Origin of the sequence: Streptomyces roseolilacinus, assembly GCF_014649335.1 — a bacterium.
GTDB classification, from domain to species: domain Bacteria; phylum Actinomycetota; class Actinomycetes; order Streptomycetales; family Streptomycetaceae; genus Streptomyces; species Streptomyces roseolilacinus.
Genome location: NZ_BMSV01000002.1, coordinates 252,159 through 267,115, shown reverse-complemented (window position 1 = coordinate 267,115; position 14,957 = coordinate 252,159). Strand labels below are relative to the sequence as shown.

Below are 14,957 nucleotides of genomic sequence, written 5' to 3'. Positions count from 1 at the left end.
GGGGTCATGGGGCGGGCCGACGGCCCCGACGCCTTGGCGTTCCCGGTCGGCGGGCTCGACAATGAGGGGGATGACGGACAACCGGGAGCCCGGCGCGGAGCGGGCGCACGGCGGCGAGATCGGGCCGACCGAGCGGCTCGCCATGAACCGCACCGGCAGCTTCGACTGGGACCTCGACTCCGGCGCGATCGACGTCGACGTGGCCGGGCTGCTGGTGTTCGGGCAGGACCCCGCCACCTTCGACACGAGGCCCGCGACGCTCGTGGAGCGGCTCGACCAGGCGGAGCGGGAGCGGCTGGAGGGGGTGATCAAGGAGGCGCTGACCAGCGGCCGGTCCTCGTACGCGGCGCACTTCCGGCTGGAGCGGGACGACGGCTCCGAGCAGTGGACGCACGTGCAGGCGCGCATCCTGCGGGACCGCGACGGCCGGGCGCACCGGATCGTCGGGATCGTCCGCGACGCGACCTCCGAGGTGACACACTCGGAGTTCGTCATGGAGCTGGAGCGGCGCCGGCAGCGCCAGACGGACATGGTGGAGCGGTCGACGCGGGCCATGTCGCGGGCGGTGACCGTGGACGACGTGACGGCGGCGCTGACCGGGCCGGGCGGCCTCTCCCGGCTCGGGGCCGACGGGCTGGCGCTGGGCCTGGTGGAGAACGGCTCGCTGAACATCATCGCGCTGAGCGGCGAGTCCCTGGAGATGCTGGACGACCTGCGGGTGCGGCGGCTGGAGAGCGGTCTCCCGCTGCACGAGACGGTGCTGAGCGGGCGGCCGCTGTTCACCAGCTCGTTCCAGGAGCTGATCAAGGGCTACCCGCTGCTCGCCCCGTTCGCGGGCCGGCTGCCCTTCCAGGCGGCGGCGTACCTGCCGCTGGTCGCGCAGGCCCGCACGCTGGGCGGCATGGTGCTGTTCTACCGGCGCCGCACCGTGTTCAGCGCGGACGAGCGGAACCTGTCCCTGGGCCTCGCGGCGATCGTCGCGCAGTCCCTCCAGCGGGCGATCCTCTTCGACGAGGAGCGGGAGCTGGCCACGGGCCTCCAGGCGACGATGCTGCCGCGCCGCATCCCGAGGATCGAGGGCGGCGAGATCGCCGTGCGCTACCACTCGGCGTGGAGCGGCCGGCAGGTCGGCGGCGACTGGTACGACGTGATCCCGCTGCCGAAGGGCCGCGTCGGGATCGTCGTCGGCGACGTGCAGGGCCACGACACGCACGCCGCCGCGATCATGGGGCAGCTGCGCATCGCCCTGCGCGCGTACGCGGGCGAGGGCCACGCGCCGTCGACGGTGCTGGCCCGGGCGTCGCGGTTCCTGGCCGAGCTGGACACGGAGCGGTTCGCGACGTGCACGTACGCCCAGGTCGACCTGGGCACGGGCACCGCGCGGGCGGTGCGGGCGGGGCACCTGGGGCCGCTGATCCGGCACACGGACGGGCGGGTGGGGATGCCGAAGCTCCAGGGCGGGCTGCCGCTGGGCATCGCGTCGGTGTTCGAGGACGAGGAGTACCCGGAGACGCGGCTGGACCTGGTGCCCGGCGAGACGCTGGTGATGTGCACGGACGGCCTCGTGGAGGAGCCGGGCACGGACATCGGGCAGGGCGTGGACGCGCTGGCCGAGGCGATCGGCGCGGGCCCGCCCGGCGCGGAGGCGCTCGCCGACCACCTGTCGCAGCGGTTCTGGGAGCGGTGGGGCGCGGGGGACGACGTGGCGCTGCTGGTGCTGCGGCGCAGCCCGGACCCGGGCACCACCCGGGCGCCGCGCATCCACCAGTACATCCACCAGGCGGACCCGGAGGGCCTGTCGGAGGCGCGGGCCGTGGTGCGGCGGGCGCTGCGCGACTGGGGGATGCGGGAGCACGCGGACGACGCCGAACTGCTCACCGGGGAGCTGCTGGGCAACGTGCTGCTGCACACGGAGGGCGGGGCGGTGCTGACGCTGGAGGTGCTGCCGGAGCCGGTGCGGCGGGTGCGGCTCACGGTGCAGGACCGGTCGAGCGCGTGGCCCCGGCGCCGCACCCCGGGCGAGGCGGCGACGTCGGGGCGGGGGCTGCTGCTCCTGGACGCCCTGTCGGTGCGGTGGGGGGTCGAGCCGCGCGGCGAGGGGAAGGCCGTGTGGTGCGAGATCGGCCCGGCGGGGCGGCCCTGACGGCGCGGGCGGACACCGGGCGACGGGCCGCGGACCGCGGGCCGCGGACCGCGGGCCGCGGGCCGCGGCAGGAGGCTCGCGGCCGGTGCGGACGCCCGCGCGCCGGACCGGCGGGTCCCGGCCGCGCGGGCGGGAGGGGTCGTCAGACGAGGGGCGGGGACGGGAGGTGCCCTATCACGGGGGACGTACCGAGGGATCGGCTTTGGGTCCGGAAGGCCCTGGCAGTGACCTTGCGGTATCCGCGCGATGCCCGGCAGGACACGCTGCCCGTGCCCTGCGCTGCCCGGTTCTGGCATGAGGCGCGGATAACGACCCCCGTAATAGCGGCTTCGCGGAGTGTCGGCGCTCCTTGAAGGGCCGGATGACCTCCCGACCTCCTTCAGGATGCAACAGTCCCGCAACGTTTTTCCCCTGATGCTTTTTCAGTGGAAAACCGGAGCGGGCGGCTCGGGCCGGGGGCCTTCGCCCGGGTGGTCGGCGGTCCGCTGCCGCTCCGGGGAGAGGGCCCACTGGTAGGCGAGGGCGGCGAGGGTGGACACGCCCCAGTGGGCGCGGAGCCGGGCGAGCTCCTTGGTGAGGGTGCGCAGCCCGATGTTGAGGCGGCGGGCGGTGATGCGCTGGTCGACACCGGCGGCCGTGTCGATGAGGATCTCGCGCTGACGGTCCGTCAGTCGGCTTCCGTCGCCCGCGGGTACGGCGCGGCGCGGGTCGCCGTACCAGGCGTCGGCGCGGCGCCAGGCGTCCTCGAACCCCTCGGCGACGAACGCGACGAAGGCCCGGTCCATGACGTGCCACGCGGTCTGCTCGGGGTCGCCGCCGACGACGTGGTCGGAGATGAACGCCTGGCGGCGGTCGACGACGACGCACCGCTGGAACGGGGCGAGGAGCGTGCGGAACCGGGTGCCCCGGGCGGACATGACGGCCGCCCACTCGCGGGCCGCGGTGTCGTCGCGCACGCCGTCGCCGAAGAGGGTGCGCAGCCGTACGCCCCGGGCGAGGGCGCGGGAGTCCCGGTCGGTGGTCTCGCCGAGGAGCTCCTCGCAGCCCGGCCCCGCGGGCAGCGCGGTGAGGACCTCGGTCTCGGCGCGGTCGACGGCCTCCCCGATGCGGGCGGTCACCTGTTCGCGGCCGGCGAGGAACTCGCTGCCGGAGCCGGAGCGCCACTTGGCACGTTCGAAGTGGAGTCCGAGCTCGTCGCTGAGGTCGGGTATGGCGGCGATCCGGGCGGCGCGGGCGGCCAGGTCGCGCAGTTCGTCGTCGAGCCGGCGGCGGCCCGCCTCCTGCGGGTCGAGGGCGATCGGCAGGGAGGGCCGCTCGGGGTCGGCGATGACCAGGCGCCAGCCGACGAGTTCGCCGAGCGCGCCGGTGTCCTCCGGCCCGACGGGCTCACCCCGGGTGATCCGGGCGTACAGCTCCCTCGCCGCCCCCGACAGCGGGGCCGCCGGCTGCGCCGAGCCGTCCCTTTCGGTCATCTCCGCCCCTGTTCGCGACTGCGTGTGTGCGCCGTGCGCAAGTACGCACCACGCGGGCACTTGATCGCCGGCGCACGCTGGGCCAGCGTACCGGTGTGGCCGCTCTCTGCCCGCGCCACCGTTTCACCGCGACGGCCACCGGCGGGCCGACCACCCGCGGCGGCCGTCCCTCTGGGGGAGGGACACTCATGGACAAGGTCGCCCTGCGCCACCTGCTGAGGGAGCGCCGTGCCCTGATCGCACCGGAGAGCCACGGGCTGTCCCGCCCGACCCGGCAGGGCAGGCGCGCACCGGGCCTCTCGCAGGCGCAGATCGACCAGTTGCTGCACCGGGCGCCCGACACGTACGGCCGGCTGGAGTCGGGCCGCTACCCGAACCCGCCGGTCGACCTGCTGGAGGACGTGGCGCGGCTGCTGGGCATGAACGAACAGGAGTGGGTGGCGCTGTGGCGGTACGCGCTGGGCCAGGACCCGCCGCACCCGCTGCACGCGCGGGCCGGGGAGGTGGTGCCGGGGGCGTGGCGGCTGGCGCTGGACGGGATCTCCCACATGGCCTACGTCAGCGACCGCTCGTGGAACCTGCTGGCGCACAACGAGCCGTTCGCCGCGCTGTTCCCGGGCCGCAGGGTGCCGTCCAACGTGATGCGGTGGATGGCGGTGGAGCCGGAGGCCCGGTCGGTGCTGCGGCACTGGGAGACGGCGTGGGCGCCGCTGGTGCTGCCGCAGCTGCGGGCGGCCATCGCGGCGGACCCGGAGGACCCGACGCTGTGCGGCATCGAGAAGGAGGTGCTGGACGACCCGGTGGCGGCCCGCGTCTACGAGTCGGCGAGCGCGTACGTCCACCCCGACGGGGGCGACCGCCCGGTGCACCACGCGGAGCACGGGCCCGGCTGGATCAGCCTGTGCGCGGCGCAGCCGATGGCCGCTCCCCGGGCCCGGCTGCTGATCCTGCCGTTCCACCCGGGCGAACGGCGCCCGGCGGGGCGGCCGCGGCCCCTGCGGGCGTACGGGTAGGCGGGCCCCCGCGGGACGGCGGCCACCCGGCGGGCGGCGGCGGCCGGGCGGGCGCGGCGCCCCCGCGGACCGCGGCAGCGGAGCGGACCGCATCGGCCCGGCGGATCGCGACGGCCCCACGGCCCGCATCGGCCCGGCGGGGGCGGGTACCCGGGGGCGCATGAGTGACGAGGGACGGTTCCAGCGTGCGCCCGGCCGGTTCACCGACCGGATCACCGAGGACGGCCGGGACGGCTGGCCGGTGGAGGCCGGGCGGTACCGGCTGGTGGTGAGCAGGGCCTGTCCGTGGGCGAGCCGCTCCCTGGTGGTGCGGCGGCTGCTCGGGCTGGAGGAGGCGCTGTCGCTGGCCGTGGCGGACCCCGTGCAGGACGAGCGGAGCTGGCGGTTCACCCTGGACCCGGACGGCCGCGACCCGGTGCTGGGCATCCGGTTCCTGTCCGAGGCGTACGAGGCCCGCGAACCGGGGCAGCCGGGCGGGGTGAGCGTGCCGGCGGTCGTCGACGTGCCGAGCGGCCGGCTCGTCACCAACGACTACCAGCGCATCACCCTGGACCTGGAGACCGAGTGGACGCGGCTGCACCGGCCCGGCGCCCCCGACCTGTACCCGGAGCACCTGCGCGACGAGATCGACGAGCGGATGGACGGCATCTTCCGGGACGTCAACAACGGCGTCTACGCGGCCGGCTTCGCCACCGCGCAGGGGGCGTACGACGAGGCGTACGGGCGGCTGTTCGCCCGGCTCGACCAGCTGTCGGAGCACCTGGCGGGGCGGCGCTACCTGGTGGGCGACACGATCACCGAGGCCGACGTGCGGCTGTTCACCACCCTGGTGCGGTTCGACGCCGTGTACCACGGCCACTTCAAGTGCAACCGCAACAAGCTCACCGAGGACCGGGTGCTGTGGGCGTACGCGCGGGACCTCTTCCAGACACCCGGGTTCGGCGACACGGTGGACTTCGACCACATCAAGCGCCACTACTACGTCGTGCACGGGCACATCAACCCGACCCGGATCGTGCCGCGCGGCCCGGACCTGCGCGGCTGGCGGTCGCCGCACCACCGCGAGGAGCTGGGCGGGCGCCCCTTCGGGGACGGGACGCCGCCCGGACCGCCGCCCGGGGACGAGGTCGTCGTCCCCCTCTGACGGGGTCCCCTCCGCCGGGCCGCTCCTCCGCTTCGGCGGGCCCCTCCCGAGGCTCCGGCGAGGTCCCCCGACAGGCCCTTCCCACGCTCCGACGGTCCCCGCGGGGGCCTCAGGCGGCCCGCCAGACCGTGGTGGCGTTGCAGAACTCCTTGATCCCGTGACCCGACAGCTCCCGCCCGTACCCGGACCGCTTGACGCCGCCGAAGGGCAGCGCCGGGTGCGAGGCGGTCATCCCGTTGACGTACACGCCGCCCGCCTCCAGGTCCCGCACGCAGCGCTCCACCTCCGCGTCGTCGCGTGTCCAGACGTTGGAGCTCAGCCCGAACGGCGAGTCGTTGGCGATGTCCAGCGCCTCGTCCAGGTTGCCCGCCCGGTAGACGGAGGCGACCGGGCCGAACGTCTCCTCGTGGTGGACGCGCATGGCGGGCGTCACCCCGGTGAGGACGGTCGGCTCGTAGTACCAGCCCCGGTCGAGGCCCTCGGGCCGGCGGCCGCCGCAGCGGACCCCGGCGCCGTGCCCCACCGCGTCGTCGACGAGTTCCTCCAGGTCGGCGCGGCCCCGTTCGGAGGCGAGCGGCCCCACGTCGGTGGCCTCGTCCATCGGGTCGCCCACCCGCAGCGCGGCCATCCCGGCGGTGAACCGGTCCACGAACTCGTCGTGGACGTCCGCGTGGACGATGAAGCGCTTGGCGGCGATGCAGGACTGGCCGTTGTTCTGGGTGCGGGCGGTCACCGCGGTCGCGGCGGCCCGCTCCAGGTCGGCGGAGGGCAGCACGAGGTAGGGGTCGCTGCCGCCCAGTTCGAGGACGGTCTTCTTCACCTCGTCGCCCGCGACCGCGGCGACGGACCGGCCGGCGGCCTCGCTGCCGGTGAGGGTGGCGGCGGCGACGCGCGGGTCGCGCAGGACGCCCTCGACGGCGTCCGAGCCGGTCAGGAGGGTCTGGAAGACGCCGTCCGGATAGCCCGCCCGGCGGAACAGGTCCTCCAGGTAGAGGGCGGTCTGCGGGACGTTCGAGGCGTGCTTGAGCAGGCCGGTGTTGCCGGCCATGAGCGCGGGCGCCGCGAACCGCACGACCTGCCACAGCGGGAAGTTCCACGGCATGACCGCCAGGACGGGGCCGAGCGGCCGGTAGTGGACGCGGGCGGTGGCGGCGCCGGAGTCCCGCACGTCGGCGTCGGAGGGACCGTCGTCGGCGAGCAGCGCCTCGGCGTTCCCGGCGTACCAGCGCATGGCCTTGACGCACTTGGCGGCCTCGGCGCGGGCCGCGGTCAGGGGCTTGCCCATCTCGGTGGTGACGGTCCGGGCGATCTCCGGCAGGTCCTCTTCCAGCAGGTCGGCGGCGCGCAGCAGCAGCGCGGTCCGCTCGGGGAAGCCGGTCGTGCGGTAGCGGCGGAACGCCCGGTGGGCGGCGGCCACGCGTTCCTCGACCTCGTCCGGGCCGAACGGCCGGAACGTCCTGAGCGTCTCGCCGGTCGCGGGGTTCACCGTCGCGATGGGCATGGGCGGTTCCTCCTCGTGGAGTGGTGGGGCGGCACCGGCCGCGGGCCGGGTTGGGATGCCCCTACCGGGTAACCCGTGGGGGCATGGCGAATCACGACGAGGGGCCGACGGACCTGCCCGCCCGGTCCTGGTGGGCCGTGGTGCGGCGCACGGCCGGGGAGGCCCTCGACGACGAGCTCCCGGACCGGGCGGCCGCACTCACCTACTACGGGGTCCTGTCCGTCTTCCCGGCCCTCCTGGTCATGGTGGCGCTGCTCGGCGTGGTCGGCGAGTCGGCGACCCGCTCCCTGCTGGACAGCCTCGGGCAGCTCGCCCCCGGTCCCGTGCGGGACCTGCTGAGCGACGCGGTGCGCCAGTTGCAGGGGGCCGGCGCGACGAGCGGCCTGATGGCGGTGGTGGGCCTGGTCGCCGCCGTCTGGTCGGCGTCCGGCTACGTCGCGGCGTTCATCCGGGCGGCGAACGCCGTGTACGACCTGCCGGAGGGCCGCCCGGTGTGGAAGGTGACGCCGCTGCGGATCGGGCTCACGCTGCTGATGATGGTGCTGCTGGCGGTCAGCTCGGTGATCGTGGTGTTCACGGGGCCGCTCGCGCGGCGCGCCGGGGAGGCGATCGGCGCCGGGGACGCGGCCGTGACGGCCTGGGGCATCGCCAAGTGGCCGGTGCTGGTGCTCCTGGTGACGCTGATGGTGACGCTGCTGTACTGGCGGGCGCCCAACGTGCGCGGGCCGGGCTTCCGCTGGCTGAGCCCGGGCAGCACGGTGGCGGTGGTGCTGTGGCTGCTGACCTCGGGCGGGTTCGCGCTGTACGTGGCGAACTTCGACTCCTACAACAAGACGTACGGGACGCTGGCCGGTGTCGTGGTCTTCCTGGTGTGGCTGTGGCTGTCCAACCTGGCGGTGCTGCTGGGCCTGGAGCTGAACGCGGAACTGGCCCGCCAGCGGGCGATCCGGGCGGGCCTGCCCCCGTCGGAGGAGCCGTACGTGGAGCCGCGGGACACCAGGAGGTGGCCGGCCGCGCTCCGGGGCCGCGTCTCCCGGCGCACCCACCGGCTCCCCCGCGGGACGGACGACGGAGCGTGGCGCGGTGACGGGACCGGGCGCGGTGACGGCGGCCCCGGACGGTGACGGAGGCCGCCGCCGGGGCGGCGGCGCGCCGTCGTCAGGGCAGCGGCGTGCCGCCCGTGGCGTTCATGATCTCGCCGGTGATGTAGCTCGCGGCGGGCGAGGCGAGGAAGACGTACGCGGGGGCCATCTCCGCCGGCTGGGCGGGCCGTCCGAGCGGCGACTGCTTGCCGAACTCGGCCGTCTCCGGCATGGTCGCCGGGATCAGCGGCGTCCACACCGGCCCGGGGGCCACGGCGTTGACGCGGATGCCGCGCGGGGCGAGGTCCTGGGCGAGTGCGTGGGTGAAGGTGACGATGGCGCCCTTGGTCATGGCGTAGTCGAGCAGCGGCGGGCTGGGCTTGTACGCCTGCACGGAGGTGCTGTTGATGATGCAGCCGCCCTCCGGGACGTGCGGCAGGGCGGCCTTGGTGATCCAGAACATGCCGTACAGGTTGGTCCTCATCACCCGGTCGAACTGCTCGGTGGTGATGCCCTCGATGCCCTCGGTCCTGGCCATCTGGTACGCGGCGTTGTTCACGAGCACGTCGATGCGGCCGAACTCGGTCACGGCCCGCTCCACGAGGGCCCGGCACGCCTCCTCGTCGCGGATGTCGCACGGCACGGCGACGGCCTTGCGGCCGGCGTCCTCGACGAGGCGCGCGGTCTCGCGGGCGTCGTCGGCCTCCTCGGGGAGGTGGGCGAACAGCACGTCGGCGCCCTCGCGCGCGTAGGCCAGGCAGACCGCGCGGCCGATCCCGGAGTCACCGCCGGTGACGACGGCGACGCGGTCCCGCAGCAGGCCGCTGCCCCGGTAGGACTCCTCGCCGTGGTCGGGGCGGGGTCGCATGGCGTCGGTCCGGCCGGGGTGCGGCTGCTCCTGCTCGGGGAAGTCCGGCCGCGGGTGGGCGGTCGTGGGGTTCTCGGGGGCGTGGTCGGACGTCATGGGTCCTCCTGTCGGACGGTCGGTCGGTTCGTCTTCACGTTCCCCTGCGCCCCGGGGACACACACCCCCTATCAGGCAGATTCCGGTACGAAAAGATAAAATTCCCTCATGGGAGAGCGGCCCGTCGTGCCTACCGCACCCGAGCTGGTCGTCGATGTCGACGGGCACGCCACGGTGCTGCGTCCGCGCCACGTCTACCGCGTCGGGCGCGACCCCGCGAGCGACATCCCGGTCGCCGACGCCCGGGTCTCGTGGCACCACGCGGTGTTCCGCGAGGAGGACGGCCGGTGGACGGTCCGGGACGAGGGCAGTACGAACGGCACCTACGCGGACGGCCTGCGCGTCGCCGCGCGGGACGTGCACGCCGGCACGGTGCTGCGCTTCGGCCATCCGGAGGACGGCCCGGTCGCGGTCCTGTCGGACGCCGCCCCCGCCGCCCCTCCCCCGCCGCCCGCCGGCGCCCGGCCGGGCGGGGAGCCCTCCGACGGGGCGGGCGGCGCCGGGCCGGTCGCGGACGCCGCCGGGCCCCCACCTCCCACGGACCGGCTCTTCCCCGGTCCCCCGCCCGGCCCGGCGCCCGGCCCCGGGCCCGCGGACGGGCGGCCGTCCGGGCCCGGGGCCCTCCCGGGCCACGGCGACGCGCCGGTGCCCGAGGTGCGGCCGTCGTCCGTGTCCCTGCCCGGCGCGAGCGGCACCTTCCGGCACCCCACCTCCGTACGCCCCCTGCCGACCCGGACCGTCCGCATCGGCCGCGCCACGGACAACGACGTGGTCGTCGACGACCTCGTGGTGTCCCGGCACCACGCCGAACTGCGGTCCCAGCCCGACGGCACGTACCTGATACACGACCTCGGCAGCCACAACGGCACGTTCCTCAACGGCCGCCCGGTCGACGAGGCCCGCGTGACCCCCGAGGACATCATCGGCATCGGCCACCGCGCGTACTGCGTCGTCGCGGGGCGCCTCGTCGAGTACACCGACACCGGCGAGGTCTCCCTCGACGTGCAGGAGCTCGCCGTCACGGTGGACGGCGGCCGCAGGACCCTCCTCGACGGGGTGACGTTCCCCGTCGGCGAGAAGACGCTCCTCGGCGTCGTCGGCCCCAGCGGCGCCGGCAAGTCGACCCTGCTGAACGCCCTGACGGGGCTGCGGCCCGCCGACCACGGCACCGTCCTGTACGACGGGCGCGACCTGTACCGGCAGTACGCGGAGCTGCGCCAGCGCATCGGGCTGGTGCCGCAGGACGACATCCTGCACCTCCAGCTGACGGTGCGCCGCGCCCTCGGGTACGCCGCCGAGCTGCGCTTCCCCGAGGACACCGGGAAGGCGGAACGCCGGGCGCGCGTCGACGAGGTGATGCGGGAACTGGGCCTGGAGCAGCGCGCCGACCAGCCCGTGCACAGCCTGTCGGGCGGGCAGCGCAAACGCGTCAGCGTCGCCCTGGAGCTGCTGACGAAGCCGTCGCTGCTGTTCCTCGACGAGCCGACGTCCGGCCTGGACCCGGGGATGGACCGGTCGGTGATGCACATGCTGCGCGGGCTCGCGGACGACGGGCGCACCGTCATCGTCGTCACCCACAGCGTGCTCAGCCTCGACGTGTGCGACCGGCTCCTGGTCCTCGCCCCGGGCGGCCGGATCGCCTACTACGGGCCGCCCGGCGAGGCGCTCGGCTACTTCGGCTGCACGCAGTGGCCGGAGGCGTTCGAGGCGTTCGAGACCGACCGGGAGCGCGACTGGGCGGGCCGGTTCCGCGACTCGGAGTACCACGAGCGGTACGTCGAAGCCGCGATGCGGCGCCCCGCCCAGGGCGGACCGGGCACGGTGGCGGAGGCGCCGCCCCCGCCGCCGAAGGCGCAGAGGTGGGGCTCCCAGCTGCGCACCCTCGTACGGCGGTACGCGGCGGCGCTGAGCGCCGACCGGACCTTCCTGGCGATCATGGTGGCGCTGCCGTTCGTGATGGGCGCGATGGCGCGGGCCCTGTCGGAGGGGAGGCTGGGCCCGGAGTCGACGCTGAACGTGCTGCTGATCCTCTGCGTGGGCGGTGTGCTGACGGGCGCGGCCAACGCGGTGCGGGAGCTGGTGAAGGAGCGGACCATCTACCGGAGGGAACGGGCCGTCGGCCTGTCCCGGTCGGCGTACCTGATGTCGAAGGTGGCCGTCCTGGGCGCGGTCACGGTCGTGCAGGCGGTCGTGCTCACCCTGGTCGCGCTGGTCGGGGTGCCGATGGACGTGCCGGAGGGGCGGGGCGTGCTGCTGCCTCCGCTCGTGGAGGTGGCGCTGGCGGTGGCGGCGCTGTCGTTCACGGCGATGATGCTGGGCCTCTTCGTGTCCGCGCTGGTGCGCAAGGAGGAGGTCACCATGCCGCTGCTGGTGCTCCTCGCGATCGTGCAGGTGGTGTTCTGCGGGGCGCTGCTGTCCGTGCGGGGGACGCCGGTGCTGGAGCAGTTCGCGTGGCTGGTGCCGTCCCGGTGGGCATTCGCCGCGATGGCCGCGACCGTGGACCTCGGCGCCACGGTCCCGGGCGAGCGGTCCTCGGACCCGCTGTTCGCGCACGACCCGCCGACGTGGCTGCTCGACATGGGCGCCCTGCTGGCGCTCGCCGTCGTCCTCGGCTTCGTGGTGGCGCGGCTGCTGCGCCGTCACGAGCCGGTGATCATGCGAAAGTAGGCGCTCCATGGCCTTCGCCGCCCCGGCCGACGACCCGGTCCTCGACGACTTCCGGCCCACCCACGTCGTACCGCGCCACGGCATGCCCGCGTGGGAGGCACCGGGCACGTCCAGGCCGACGGTGCCGCTGGACCCCTTCCTGCCGGTGCAGCTGCTGGAGCGGATGGGCGACTGGGCACGGGTCCTGTGCTCGAACGGCTGGTCGGCCTGGGTGGACGGGCGGCTGCTGGTGTCGGTGCCGGAGGACCCGCCGGCCGCGGCGCGGGACATGGCGCGGGCCGCCGACCCCCGGCCGCTGCTGGCCCGCGCGGAGGCGTCGCTGGGCCGGTACCGGCGGGCCGCGGAGGACCTGGCGGCGGGCCGGACGGACGGCGAGGGGTTCCGGCGCGGCACGGGCGGGCTGCGGCTGGGCGTCGTCGTCGAGGGCGAGGCGATGTGGCTGTACGACGCGGAGCACGAGCGCTGGCTCTACTGCGACGGCACCCGCCTGGCCGAGTACGCCACGTCGTCGACCCCGTCGGCGAACCCGCCGCCCGTGCGCACCCCGGAACGGGAGGCCCCGTTCCCGGAGGGCGGCGGCGGACGCGAACCGACCCGGGTGGTGGGGGCGGCGCAGGACGCGGCGCCCGCCGGACGCGGCGCGGGGTCCGAGCCGTCCCGCGGGAGCGGCGGCCACGAGCCGGCCCCTCCGGCCGGCACCGGCCGGCAGCCCGGCCCGGCACCGGACGCCTCCGGCGGGGGCCACGGGTCCGCCACCGGGCACGAGCCCACCCGCGTCGTCGCCACCGGTCCCGGCCCGGGGGCGACCCGGGTCGTGCCGGCGGAGGAGGACGACGGCGGGACCGAGGACGGTCCGCGCCCGGCCGGCTCCCGGGAGCGGCCGGCCGCCGCGGAGCCCACCCGGCCGGTCGACGTGCCGGGGACCGGCCGCGGCGGCACGGCGGACGACCGGGCGGGTGACGGGTGACGGGCTCGGGTGCCGACCTGCCCTCCGGGCGGCCGTCGGGCCTGGTGGGGCGGGACGTCGCGCACTACCGGATCGACGCCGAGGTGGGCCGCGGCGGCATGGCGGTCGTGTACCGGGCGACGGACCTGCGGCTCGGCCGCACCGTGGCGCTGAAGCTCCTGGCGCCGGAGCTGGCCCGCAACGACACGTTCCGCAAGCGGTTCGCGCACGAGTCGCGGGTCGCCGCCGCGATCGACCACCCGAACATCGTGCCGGTCTTCGAGGCGGGGGAGACCGAGGGGCTCCTGTACATCGCCATGCGGTACGTGCCCGGGCAGGACCTGCGGGCGCTGCTGGACCGCACCGGTCCGCTGCCCGTCGCCACGGCGGTGCGCATCGCCGTGCAGGTCGCGTCGGCGCTGGACGCGGCGCACGCCCACGACCTGGTGCACCGGGACGTGAAGCCGGGCAACGTCCTCGTCGCCGAGGGCACGGACAGCGACCGGCCCGAGCACGTCTACCTGACGGACTTCGGGCTGACGAAGAAGTCGCTGTCCCTGACCGGCTTCACGAGCGTCGGCCAGTTCGTGGGGACCCTCGACTACGTGGCACCGGAGCAGATCTCGGGGCGGCCCGTGGACGGCCGGTGCGACGTGTACAGCCTGGGGTGCGTCGTGTACGAGACGCTGACCGGCGCGCCGCCGTTCCGCCGGGACGACGACATGGCCCTGCTGTGGGCCCACCAGTACGACCCGCCGCCGCCGTTGAGCGACGCGCGGCCGGGGCTGCCGCCCGGGATGGACGGGGTGCTGGCGAAGGCGCTGGCGAAGGCCCCGGAGTACCGGTTCGACTCGTGCATGGAGTTCGTGACGGAACTGCGGCGGGCGGCGACGGCGGAGGACCACGGAGGCGACGGCGTGCGGGGGGAGGCGCGGGGGGACGGTCCGGGGGACGTCCGGGGGGACGTGCCTCCCCCGCCCACCGGGCCGCCGCCCCCGCCGCCCGCTCCCCCGCTGTGGGCGCTGCCCGTCTTCCGGGGCGGCGGCCCTCCGCCGTGACGCCGCCGCGACCGGGCGCGGGCCCCGCCGGGGACCGCCCGGGCCGTGACCGTACCGCCGGCGCGGGGCCGGACGTCCGTCCCGTCCCGCTCCCTCAGGGGGCGATGGGCAGCCGGCGCTTGTGGTCGGTGAGGCGGTAGCGGTCGACGATCGTCCTGAAGGCCCGCTCGTCCACCGGCTTGCCCTCCAGGAAGTCGTCGATGTCGTCGTAGGTGACTCCGAGCGCGTCCTCGTCGGCCTTGCCCGGGTCGAGGGACTCCAGGTCGGCCGTCGGGGTCTTCCACACCAGCTCGGCGGGCGCGCCCAGCGCGGCCGCGACGGCGCGCACCCGGCGCTTGGTCAGGCCGGTCAGCGGGACCAGGTCGGCGGCGCCGTCGCCGAACTTGGTGAAGAAGCCGGAGACCGCCTCGGCGGCGTGGTCGGTGCCGACGACCAGGCCGCCGTGCGCGCCGGCCACCGCGTACTGGGCGATCATGCGCTGCCGGGCCTTGATGTTGCCGTGCACGAAGTCCTGGTGGCCGGCGTCGCGGAAGCTCACCCCGGCGGCCAGCGCGGCCTCCAGCGCGGCGTCGCTCGCGGGCTTGACGTCCACGGTCAGCACGTGGTCGGCCCGGATGAAGGAGAGGGCGAGCTGGGCGTCGCGCTCGTCGGCCTGGACCCCGTAGGGCAGCCGCATCGCGTGGAACCGCGCCTCGTGCCCGGCGGCCCTGGCCCGCTCGACGGCGAGCTGGCACAGCCGGCCGGCGGTGGTGGAGTCGACGCCGCCGCTGATGCCGAGCACGAGGGAGCGCAGACCGGTGGAGGTCAGGTGCCCGGTGAGGAAGGCCACCCGGCGCTCGATCTCCTGCTCGGCGTCGAAGGTCTCGGCGACCTGCAGTTCCCGGGCGATCTCCTGCTGCAGGGCGATGGACGCCGGCTCGCTCACGTCTGCTCCTTGTTCCGGCTCGCGGTGTGGTGTCGCCCCACC

11 protein-coding genes are annotated in these 14,957 nt (G+C 75.5%); 7 read left to right on the top strand and 4 right to left on the bottom strand.

Annotation, left to right across the window (positions count from 1 at the left end; genetic code table 11):
* Window positions 1-70: 70 nt before the first annotated feature.
* A complete protein-coding gene (locus IE106_RS05425; RefSeq protein WP_229840062.1) occupies window positions 71-2,143 on the top strand; it encodes a SpoIIE family protein phosphatase in 2,073 nt (690 codons plus the stop codon).
* Window positions 2,144-2,565: 422 nt separating this feature from the next.
* Here IE106_RS05425 and IE106_RS05420 read toward each other — a convergent pair whose 3' ends face one another.
* Window positions 2,566-3,615 carry a TrmB family transcriptional regulator sugar-binding domain-containing protein gene (locus IE106_RS05420; protein ID WP_189530367.1) on the bottom strand — a complete coding sequence of 350 codons (1,050 nt, stop codon included), beginning with the start codon at window positions 3,613-3,615 and terminating at the stop codon, window positions 2,566-2,568.
* 188 nt (window positions 3,616-3,803) lie between these two features.
* Here IE106_RS05420 and IE106_RS05415 point away from each other — a divergent pair, with 188 nt between their 5' ends.
* Together IE106_RS05415 and IE106_RS05410 are read left to right on the top strand one after the other, a co-directional pair.
* A complete protein-coding gene (locus IE106_RS05415; RefSeq protein ID WP_189530366.1) occupies window positions 3,804-4,628 on the top strand; it encodes an MmyB family transcriptional regulator in 825 nt (274 codons plus the stop codon).
* Window positions 4,629-4,788: 160 nt separating this feature from the next.
* Window positions 4,789-5,772, top strand: a complete 984-nt coding sequence (locus tag IE106_RS05410) for a glutathione S-transferase family protein (RefSeq protein ID WP_189530364.1) — start codon at window positions 4,789-4,791, stop codon at window positions 5,770-5,772.
* A gap of 109 nt (window positions 5,773-5,881) precedes the next feature.
* Here IE106_RS05410 and IE106_RS05405 read toward each other — a convergent pair whose 3' ends face one another.
* Window positions 5,882-7,273 (bottom strand): NADP-dependent succinic semialdehyde dehydrogenase, encoded by a 1,392-nt coding sequence (locus IE106_RS05405; RefSeq protein WP_189530362.1) that lies wholly within the window; start codon window positions 7,271-7,273, stop codon window positions 5,882-5,884.
* 83 nt (window positions 7,274-7,356) lie between these two features.
* Here IE106_RS05405 and IE106_RS05400 point away from each other — a divergent pair, with 83 nt between their 5' ends.
* Window positions 7,357-8,397 carry a YihY/virulence factor BrkB family protein gene (locus IE106_RS05400; RefSeq protein WP_189530359.1) on the top strand — a complete coding sequence of 347 codons (1,041 nt, stop codon included), beginning with the start codon at window positions 7,357-7,359 and terminating at the stop codon, window positions 8,395-8,397.
* Window positions 8,398-8,431: 34 nt separating this feature from the next.
* On the opposite strand, the gene IE106_RS05395 is transcribed toward IE106_RS05400, so the two are convergent.
* Window positions 8,432-9,319 carry an SDR family oxidoreductase gene (locus tag IE106_RS05395; RefSeq protein WP_189530357.1) on the bottom strand — a complete coding sequence of 296 codons (888 nt, stop codon included), beginning with the start codon at window positions 9,317-9,319 and terminating at the stop codon, window positions 8,432-8,434.
* 108 nt (window positions 9,320-9,427) lie between these two features.
* Between IE106_RS05395 and IE106_RS05390 the strand changes: the two genes are divergently transcribed.
* The 3 genes from IE106_RS05390 to IE106_RS05380 are packed head-to-tail and all read left to right on the top strand — an operon-like array spanning window position 9,428 to window position 13,990.
* Window positions 9,428-11,986 carry an FHA domain-containing protein gene (locus IE106_RS05390; RefSeq protein WP_189530356.1) on the top strand — a complete coding sequence of 853 codons (2,559 nt, stop codon included), beginning with the start codon at window positions 9,428-9,430 and terminating at the stop codon, window positions 11,984-11,986.
* A gap of 7 nt (window positions 11,987-11,993) precedes the next feature.
* Window positions 11,994-12,953 carry an SH3 domain-containing protein gene (locus IE106_RS30145; protein ID WP_229840059.1) on the top strand — a complete coding sequence of 320 codons (960 nt, stop codon included), beginning with the start codon at window positions 11,994-11,996 and terminating at the stop codon, window positions 12,951-12,953.
* A complete protein-coding gene (locus IE106_RS05380) occupies window positions 12,950-13,990 on the top strand; it encodes a serine/threonine-protein kinase (RefSeq protein WP_189530354.1) in 1,041 nt (346 codons plus the stop codon). The genes IE106_RS30145 and IE106_RS05380 overlap by 4 nt, the downstream gene beginning before the upstream one ends.
* 94 nt (window positions 13,991-14,084) lie before the next feature.
* Here the strand turns inward: IE106_RS05380 and nadE are convergent, their stop codons facing one another.
* The gene (gene nadE / locus IE106_RS05375) at window positions 14,085-14,915 is read right to left on the bottom strand and encodes an NAD(+) synthase (RefSeq protein WP_308427857.1); all 831 of its coding nucleotides are present in this window, start codon (window positions 14,913-14,915) and stop codon (window positions 14,085-14,087) included.
* Between the last annotated feature and the right edge of the window lie 42 nt (window positions 14,916-14,957).